The organism is Streptomyces beigongshangae (assembly GCF_019710745.1).
Classification (GTDB): domain Bacteria; phylum Actinomycetota; class Actinomycetes; order Streptomycetales; family Streptomycetaceae; genus Streptomyces; species Streptomyces beigongshangae.
Genome location: NZ_JAHKJW010000121.1, coordinates 1 through 7,663 on the forward strand (window position 1 = coordinate 1; position 7,663 = coordinate 7,663).

The 7,663-nt window shown below is 65.8% G+C and carries 5 protein-coding genes and 1 pseudogene; 2 read left to right on the forward strand and 4 right to left on the reverse strand.

Annotated elements, in window-relative coordinates:
- From KM933_RS37990 to KM933_RS40515, 3 genes are all read right to left on the reverse strand, one after another.
- The coding region (locus tag KM933_RS37990) for a P-loop domain-containing protein (protein ID WP_488269393.1) at positions 1-2,780 on the reverse strand (2,780 nt) is incomplete at its 3' end.
- Positions 2,781-3,174: 394 nt separating this feature from the next.
- Entirely contained in the window at positions 3,175-3,813 is a 639-nt protein-coding gene (locus KM933_RS37995; protein WP_260334808.1) for an IS630 family transposase, read from the reverse strand.
- Between the two features lie 170 nt (positions 3,814-3,983).
- On the reverse strand, positions 3,984-4,064 hold the full coding sequence (locus tag KM933_RS40515) for a hypothetical protein (protein WP_347355175.1): 81 nt from the start codon (positions 4,062-4,064) through the stop codon (positions 3,984-3,986).
- 2,016 nt (positions 4,065-6,080) lie between these two features.
- Here KM933_RS40515 and KM933_RS40810 point away from each other — a divergent pair.
- Positions 6,081-6,912, forward strand: a pseudogene (locus KM933_RS40810) (CHAT domain-containing protein).
- On the forward strand, positions 6,909-7,232 hold the full coding sequence (locus KM933_RS38010; protein WP_221361901.1) for a hypothetical protein: 324 nt from the start codon (positions 6,909-6,911) through the stop codon (positions 7,230-7,232). Before KM933_RS40810 ends, KM933_RS38010 begins: the two are co-directional and overlap by 4 nt.
- A 106-nt stretch (positions 7,233-7,338) precedes the next feature.
- Here KM933_RS38010 and KM933_RS38015 read toward each other — a convergent pair whose 3' ends face one another.
- Positions 7,339-7,485 carry a hypothetical protein gene (locus KM933_RS38015; protein ID WP_221361912.1) on the reverse strand — a complete coding sequence of 49 codons (147 nt, stop codon included), beginning with the start codon at positions 7,483-7,485 and terminating at the stop codon, positions 7,339-7,341.
- Positions 7,486-7,663: the final 178 nt, after the last annotated feature.

Genomic DNA, 7,663 nt, shown 5'->3' on the forward strand with positions numbered 1-7,663 from the left:
GCGACGACGATGGGCCGGCCGTCCAGCACAGTGCACGCCACCGCGTACACCGGCCCGGTGCGACCGGCAAGGGGGCGACCGGAGGAGTAACCGGGGGTCAGGTCCCACACCCGCACTGCGCCGCCGTCGTCGCCGTCGTAGCTGCCGGTGACGGCGACGGGCCGGCCGTCCAGCACAGTGCACGCCACCGCGGTCACCCGTCCAGTGTCGTCGGCGAAAGGGCGGCCGAGGGGTTCACCAGAGGTCAAATCCCACACCTGCACCACGCCGCCGTCACCGTCGTGGCTGCCGGTGACGGCGACGGGTCGGCCATCCAGCACAGTGCACGCCACCCTAAACACCCACCCGGTGTCGTCGGTAAACGTGTTGTGAAGCGCTGTAGTCAGGGTGCCGCCTGTCGCCCAGCGCGGACGCCAGATGTCTTCGGAGAGGGGGTGGGTGAGTTGCTGCTGGAGATGGGTGGCTCCGTAGCGAGCGGCATCGAGGGCGAGGATGAAGCGCCGGGTTTCTGGGTGGGTGTTGCGGTGCGCACGTAAGGAGGTGCGGTAGACGGCGGCAGCCAGGGCCGCCTCCTGTGTGGCGGCGGTGGAAAGTGCTGCGGTGAGGGTGGAGGGATGAGCATGCACCAGAAATTCGGCGTCTGTGATCAGAGTGTCGGTGTTCTCGGTGTCGGTGGCGTGCTGGATGGCATGGCGGAGCAGGTAGGGGGTGGCGTTGGCCCAGACGATGCGGTCGGCCTGCGTGCGGGGGGTGAGGAGGGTGTCGAGGACGAGTTGTGCTGCCGGCAGGCCGTTGTGCGGTGCGTGGGGAGCACGTTCGGGGGTGCGGCGGTAGGGGTGGGCGCGGAGGTGGTCGGCGAGGCCCTGGTGGAAGGGGCGGTAGAGGGTGGTGCCGTCGGTGTCGATGTGGGTGCGTAGGTAGAACATGGATTCGTTGAGGATCTGCGGGAAGCACGTGTGGTCGGCGGCGGGACGGAGGGCGCGGGCGAGGGGGTAGGCGAGTTCGGCGGGGATGCCGTTGCCTTTGGCGTGGGCGATGGCGACCAGGAGGGCGCGGGCGGTGGCGGGGGTGGGGCGTGAGATGAGGTCGAGTTCGAAGACGCCCGGCAGGGTGACCGGCACGCTGTCGCCCAGGCGCTGCGCGGCGCCGGTGTCTTGGGCTGCCGGGGTGGAGGCGAGGTAGCTGGTGAACACCGAGGCGACCAGAAACTCGCCCCATTGTTCGCCTTGTTGTGCGGTGCGGGCGAGGCGGGTGGCTGCGGTGCGGGCGAGGTGCTCCCGGACTGGGCGGGCGGGGCCGGTGCGGTAGCCGTCGATGTGGGTTAGCACGTCGTCGAGGTATACGGCCAGATCTTCTTCCAGCTCGGCTCTGGGGGACTGGTCCAGGTCGATGAGTAGGCCGGTGCTCTGGGCGCGGGCGGCGAGCTGGGCGAACTGTTCCCATGGCCGCATGCCGAGCAGGACCCGGCACAACGGCCGTCCGCCCGGGCGGCAGGCACCGGTCAGGGGCAGCAGCAGGCCTTGTGTGACGTGGCTGGGGTCGATGGCTTCGTCGAGGGCGTCAACTACAAGGGCGGGCGGCTCTGGCAGGGCCCGCAGGGCGTCCATGAACGTGTCGGTTGTCCACTGGTCAGTAGGTTTGGGCAGGTGGAGCTGGCGGGCGAGGGCGGCCAGGACGTCGGACAGGGTGCGCTGGCGGGCCTGGACAGCGGCCAGGTGTTCGTGGAAGGCGGGCCGGCAGGCGCCGGGCAGGCGTTCGCGGATGTGGGCAGCCTGTTCGGCAAGCTGCGGATGGGCAGCGCACACCAGGGCGCCGAGCAGGGCGGACTTGCCGCTGCCGGGACTGCCGGTGACCACGCACAGACGGGCGGCGCCGGGGTCATCCAGCCACGGGGCAAGCAGGCGCAGGTGGCTGCGGCGGCCGGTGAAGTGGCGCCCGGGCCGGTCGGTGAAGTGCCGCACGTCGACCGGGTCGACTTCTTCCAGGAAGTCCCGCACCGGCGGGTCCAGGTGGGCCCGCCGGGAGCGGACGGGGTCGGTGACGAACCCGGAGTGGGCGGGGTTGGGGAAGAACGGCAGCCGCGGAGTGGGAGCACTGGGGTCCATCAGGGTGGCGCGCACCGTCTGCCCGCGGTCGCCCCCGGCTTCCAGGCGCATGCCGATGTGCCGGGCCACGAGGTGGAAGTCGACGAACTCCTGGGAGGGATCGCTGCCCAGGCCGGTTTCGGCGAGATCGTCCAGGACATCGGCGACCGCAGCACTGAACTGGCCGTCGTAAGCCTCCTCCCGGCCGTCGCAGGCGGCGACGACCCACGCGTAGGTCTGCTGCCCGGCCTCGTACACCAGGGACGGCAGCCGGGCGGCAACGCCCGAGCCGCACAGGTCGACCAGGAACAGCGAAGGCCGCTGCTCGGTGTCGCTGTCGGAGATCCAGCCGGCGACGTTGGTGTCGCGGCCGATCTGCCCGTCGGCGGGCACCATGTCCAGGCGTTTACGGTCGGCGTCCGCCCGGCCGTGCGAGATCACGTGCACGATACGGTGCCCGCCCGCGACGCCGGCTCCGGCCGACTGCAGGGCATCACGCAAGTCGTCCTGCACGGGGTCGATGTGGCAGCGCACGCGGTAGCCGAGCCGGCCCAGTGCGGCCTGGACACGCGGCACCACCGACTCCACGAACTCCAGCGGAGGCCAGGTCAGCGCCCCGACCGGCATCTCCTCGCCCTCCGGCACGTGGGTGCGGAAGCTGCCCACGCCCAGAATGACCGCATCGCCCTGTCTCATCCGTCCCCCCGTCGGCGCTCCCAGGATGGACCCAAAACGGCACCCACGGCGTCGGNAGGATGGACCCAAAACGGCACCCACGGCGTCGGAACGCGGCAATCTTTCGCCCCGGACGCACCGGGAGACGGATTCCACGTATGCGCCGGACACCTGGCACTTCCTGGCTGTTCATTAGGCAAGTCGGTTGTCGGGATTGGAGTTGTCGGGTCTGCTGGGCGCCAGGGTGAAGGCGCAACATCATGTGGTCCGCCTTTCGGGTAGGCCAAGAGCGATTCCGTTCAAGTCCCGATCCGGCGGCACCCGTTGTGGTTGGATGAAGGGACGTCACCTGCGTGGAGGCGTGCTGCCTCACCTGCTGCGCTGCGGCCCAGGGGTGAAGCTGATGATTCTCGGATCATCCCAGCACGGAGCCCTGTCGGTGTCGCCGAAGCGCCTTCCTGGCCCGGTGAGTGTGGGGCAGGCTGCGCTTGAGATCGGCGTTGACCAGTTCGTCCGGGTTCAGCTCGGGTGAGTACGAGGGCAGGAAGTGCAGCTCGATCTCGTCCTCGTGCTCGGCGAGCCAGGTCCGGACGGTCTTCGAGCGGTGGGCCGAGTGCCGGTCGATGATTAGGTGGATCCTGCGGTCGAAGTGCCCGGCAAGCCGGTCCAGGAAGCGGCACATGACCTTCGCGTCGAACGACTCGGTGAAGACCATGAAGTGCATCCGGCCCTTCGTGCTGATCGCGGACATCGCGTTCACGGAGAACCGGTTCCCGGTGCGGCGGACGACCGGAGTCCGTCCCCGCTCGCCCCAGATGCGGCCGGTGACCTGGTCCGAGCGGACCCCGACCTGGTCGGCGAAGAGGACTTCACCGTTGTCCGCCCTCGCTCGGGCCCGGATCGTCGGCCAGGTCTCCTTGTGCCGGACGCGGACCGCTTCCGGATCCTGCTCGACGGCCCGCTTGTCCGGACGCTGGAACGTCAGCCCCCAGCGTTTGAGGTACTTGCCCACACCTGGCCCGGTGAAGCGGACCCGATACAGCTTGAAGATCAACTCACCTATCAGGGCCCGTGTCCCCAGCTGACCGGAAAGCCCCAGGCCGAAGGGGTGTGATCGAGGACGGCCTGCCGAACGGCGGCCTGCTCGGCCTGGGACAGAACCTGATGCTCGCCCACCCGGCGGCCGCGCGGACGGGACAGCAGCACGTCCCGGCCACTGGTCTGTCACCTCGTCCACCAGTTGTCCACGGTCCTGACCGACACCCTGAACAAGGTCGCAACCTCTGTCCGATCCCGACCCTCCATCAGCGCGGACACCGCAAGCAACCGCACAGCTCCTGCGCGTCCGGCGACCAGGTCCACGCATCCCCCACCAGATCACTCACGCACGATCAACGAGCCTGAACCCAAAGCGTTTCAAATCAATATCGATAGAGGTTTTACCCCTCGGCTGGTTTGGCCCGGATGCTGTCTTGGGGAGGAAGGGTACGGGTACAAAGGGGGTGTTACGTGAACTCGACGGAATTTTCGAATCCGCCCGAGGGACTTTCCGTCGCACTGAAGCAGCTAACGGCTTGGCTGAGTCTCTTGCCCGGATACCGGCAGCAACTCCCCATGACGTATATGGCTGAGCCGGTCCGGTCACTCCTGTCACTGGATGCCCAGATATATCTACGTTGCCCATCCTGCGCGACAGTATCGAGGTTGAACCCGACGCTTGCGGCGCTCGAATTCCAGCTTGGTCTGCCCTGCCTTAGAGACGGCTCAGAGTTGACCCCTGTGCGGCACCTCCACCGCATCCTGGGACTCTGCGCTGATTGCGATAACTCGTTCGAGCATGTGATCGACGGATTCGGCAGTCATCCGCGGTGTCCCCACTGCCTGTCGAAACGATCATTCGTTCTTTCCGCCGAGCTTGAGGGGAGACTTCCCTTAACCTTCAGGGAAGCGACTTCCGGGTCGCACGCCTGGGGGGAAAACGTGGAGGCAGACGTGAGGCGCATCCACTACGAGGCCCGTCTGGCTGCCGGCCGTCCCGAAGGCGTCCGCCAGGCCCTGCCGCTCGCACTGTTCGCCGAACGACTCGCCGACAGCGGCTGCTACGACGGCGACGGGCTTGTGATGGAGAACATGGCTGGTCTTCTCTTTGGCTCCTACCACAAACTGACGCGCGAACCATCCGCCGGCGTGAAGGAATTGAAGATCTATCTCCGCCTGGCCAATTCAGCACCACCGGACCAGCGTGCTTGGCTGGACCATAATGTAGCGATGGCTGCGTTCAGCTTGATATGCCAACCGAATCTATGGGTTCACGTCGCCACCCAGGGTGGGGAACTCCTCCGACACCTCGGCCTCCACCACGCAGAGCTGGCCTTGTCTGGGTACGAGGTCACTCCCGGTTTCCAGGAAAAGCACAAGCATATTGCCAGAGTCCACTTCCTCACGGCAGACCTCCTTTCTACCGAACCGGCCCGTGAGGAATATCTCAAGGAATCACTTCAGCATTACACTGCCGCCATCAAGTGCATTGAACGGTTCGGTGTCTACTGGAGATTGGTCAGTGACATCAGGGATAAGCAGCGGCGTGCGCGTACGGTCCTGGCGGGACTGCATGGAAACCCTGCACCACCAGGTGCACCTATCAGGCACCCCGAACGTCTGCTGAGAGGACTGCCGGACGAGAAGGCGTGGGAGCATCTCCTGGCGCGTGGCATGGAGAACGAGGCCCGCGGACATCACGAGGATGCGCTGCGTCTGTACGAACTGGCGGCCGTAGCCATCAGCAGGCGGCTTGCCCTCGCACTCGACGAGACCACGGTCGGGCAGATCGGCGACCAGTGTGCCACCGGCTACCACCGCCTCGCCCGGTCCTACGCTCGCGCTGGGCGGCATGAGGACGCCCTCAATGCCTCCGAAACCCTGCGCGCCGCAACCGTTCGCACCGCACGTCGTGAAATCGACCTGCAGAACTTGGCCGACTTGGTTCGCCGTACCGGCACGTACTATCCGGCAGTCGGCGGTCTCACAGGCATTCGCGACGTCATGGTCGACGTTCTTGGTCAGCTTCATGTCATGTCCCCGGGATCATTCGCTCCGGGGTTGGGCTTCCTGAGTCTCACCGTCTCGAACGGAACTGTCCTGGCGTTCCTGGTCTGGCGCGAGGGCGACGAGTGGCGCACCACCGGACTCGACTGGGGCTACGGGGCGGATCTGTTCGATGATCTGGGTGATCTCCACAGCAAAGCCGACTCCCTCACCTTCCGCATGCGCATGTTCCGCCGGGTCCTTCCCCGCCTCTTCCGGACGCTCGTGGCGCCGGTGATGGGGCCGCTCGCGGATCACCACATCGAAAAGTTGGCGATCAGCACGGGAGGGCTCCTCAGCCGTATTCCGTTCGAGGCACTGCCCATCGACGGCAGTCGATGTCTCGGAGAGGAATTCAAGGTCTCGTACGTGCCATCGATACCACTCGCCGCTGAGTTGCCTGTACGCCCTGCTGAATTGAATCCCAGGCTGCTTATCGTCTCGTACCCGGACGCTGATCTGCCCAGTGCTGCCCAGTGCTGCCCAGGAGGTCCAAGCCATCGAAGAAATGTGGTCGGGCAGCGTGCATGTTCTCAGAGCAGAGTGCGCCAGTAAACGCGACGTATTGCAAGCACTCACCGAGGCATGGACGCACATCCACTTCGCCTGTCACGCCGACTTCAACCCGGTTGCACCTCTTCAGTCCTCACTGCGGCTTCGAGGCCGCACTGATCAGGACCGGCACCGTGTGACCGCCGAAGACCTACTGAGTACAGGCCTCACCCCGGGGGTGACCGTGACTCTCTCTGCCTGTTCCAGTGCCCTCACCAGTTTCGGTATCACCAACGACTGCTCGGGCCTCACTGGCAGCCTTCTCCGCGCCGGCGCAGGCGCCGTTATCGGCAGCCGCTGGGCCGTCCGCGATAAGACTGGTGCGGCCTTCATGACGTCGCTGTACAGCAGGCTCCTTCGCCAAGAGGAACCCGCTCTTGCTGTGCACGCCACCCAACGTCAACTCGCCGAGCGACTTGAACTGGATGACTGGGCCGCCTTCTCCTATCTCGGAAAGCCGTCCCCTGTCACTGGCGTGGCCCATACGCGCTCCGCTCCGGAAGGGAGCCTTTCATGACTGATAATCGGGTTCTGCTGGAACTCGTCGTACCGCACGGCACAGACATCAAGGAAGATCTCGACGCAATCTCTGAAGGGCTTGAGGTAACCGATGAAGGGCGCAGCCGCTTCGATCCCGTGACCGTGTTTGGTATCTGTGCCGGTGTGGTCGGGTTGGTTGATGCCCTGTTCTCCCTCGCCGACAGGCTTCGCCGACGCCGACCACCACCTCGGGTCGAGGTGCGCAACGAGGAGGGTGACACCCTGGTTTTAGTCGAAGTGACTCGGGACGAATTGGAACAATTTCTCAGGCGAGAGGCTCCATCTGACGAGTCGTAGTCGCTGCATGGCCACCCCAGAACAGGGCATCGAACGGCGTTGACCCAGACCGCGTGAGCGGTCCTGGCCAGGGCCTCGGCGTGAAGCGGGTACGACCGTTTTCTGATCATGGAATGTCCAGGATGCGCAGTAGCCGGGTGGCGTCGCGGGCGTTTCGTCTGAGGGCGGCGGCGATGCCGTGGCGGCCGGCGAGTCGGAGGACTCCGATGGCGAGGTTGCGCCAGGTGGCACCTGCCGTCGGTTCACTAGGCAAGCCACATATCGCGTATCAGCTTGTCGAGTTTCGCACAGGGAGCGTATCCCTTCCCTACGTCTGGCAGCAGGAGGTCGGTGTTCCGTAATGGACACCTCTACTGACGTTGTCGCCGTGGTGCCGTCAAGGTGAGTCCGGTTTCGGCGAGGCATCCGTTGATCAGGTTGCTGCGGTACTG

Coding starts and splice junctions, on each gene's coding strand:
- KM933_RS40515 (WP_347355175.1), bottom strand. CDS start 4,064: ATGGAGGGTCGGGATCGGACAGAGGTTGCGACCTTGTTCAGGGTGTCG.
- KM933_RS38010 (WP_221361901.1), top strand. CDS start 6,909: ATGACTGATAATCGGGTTCTGCTGGAACTCGTCGTACCGCACGGCACA.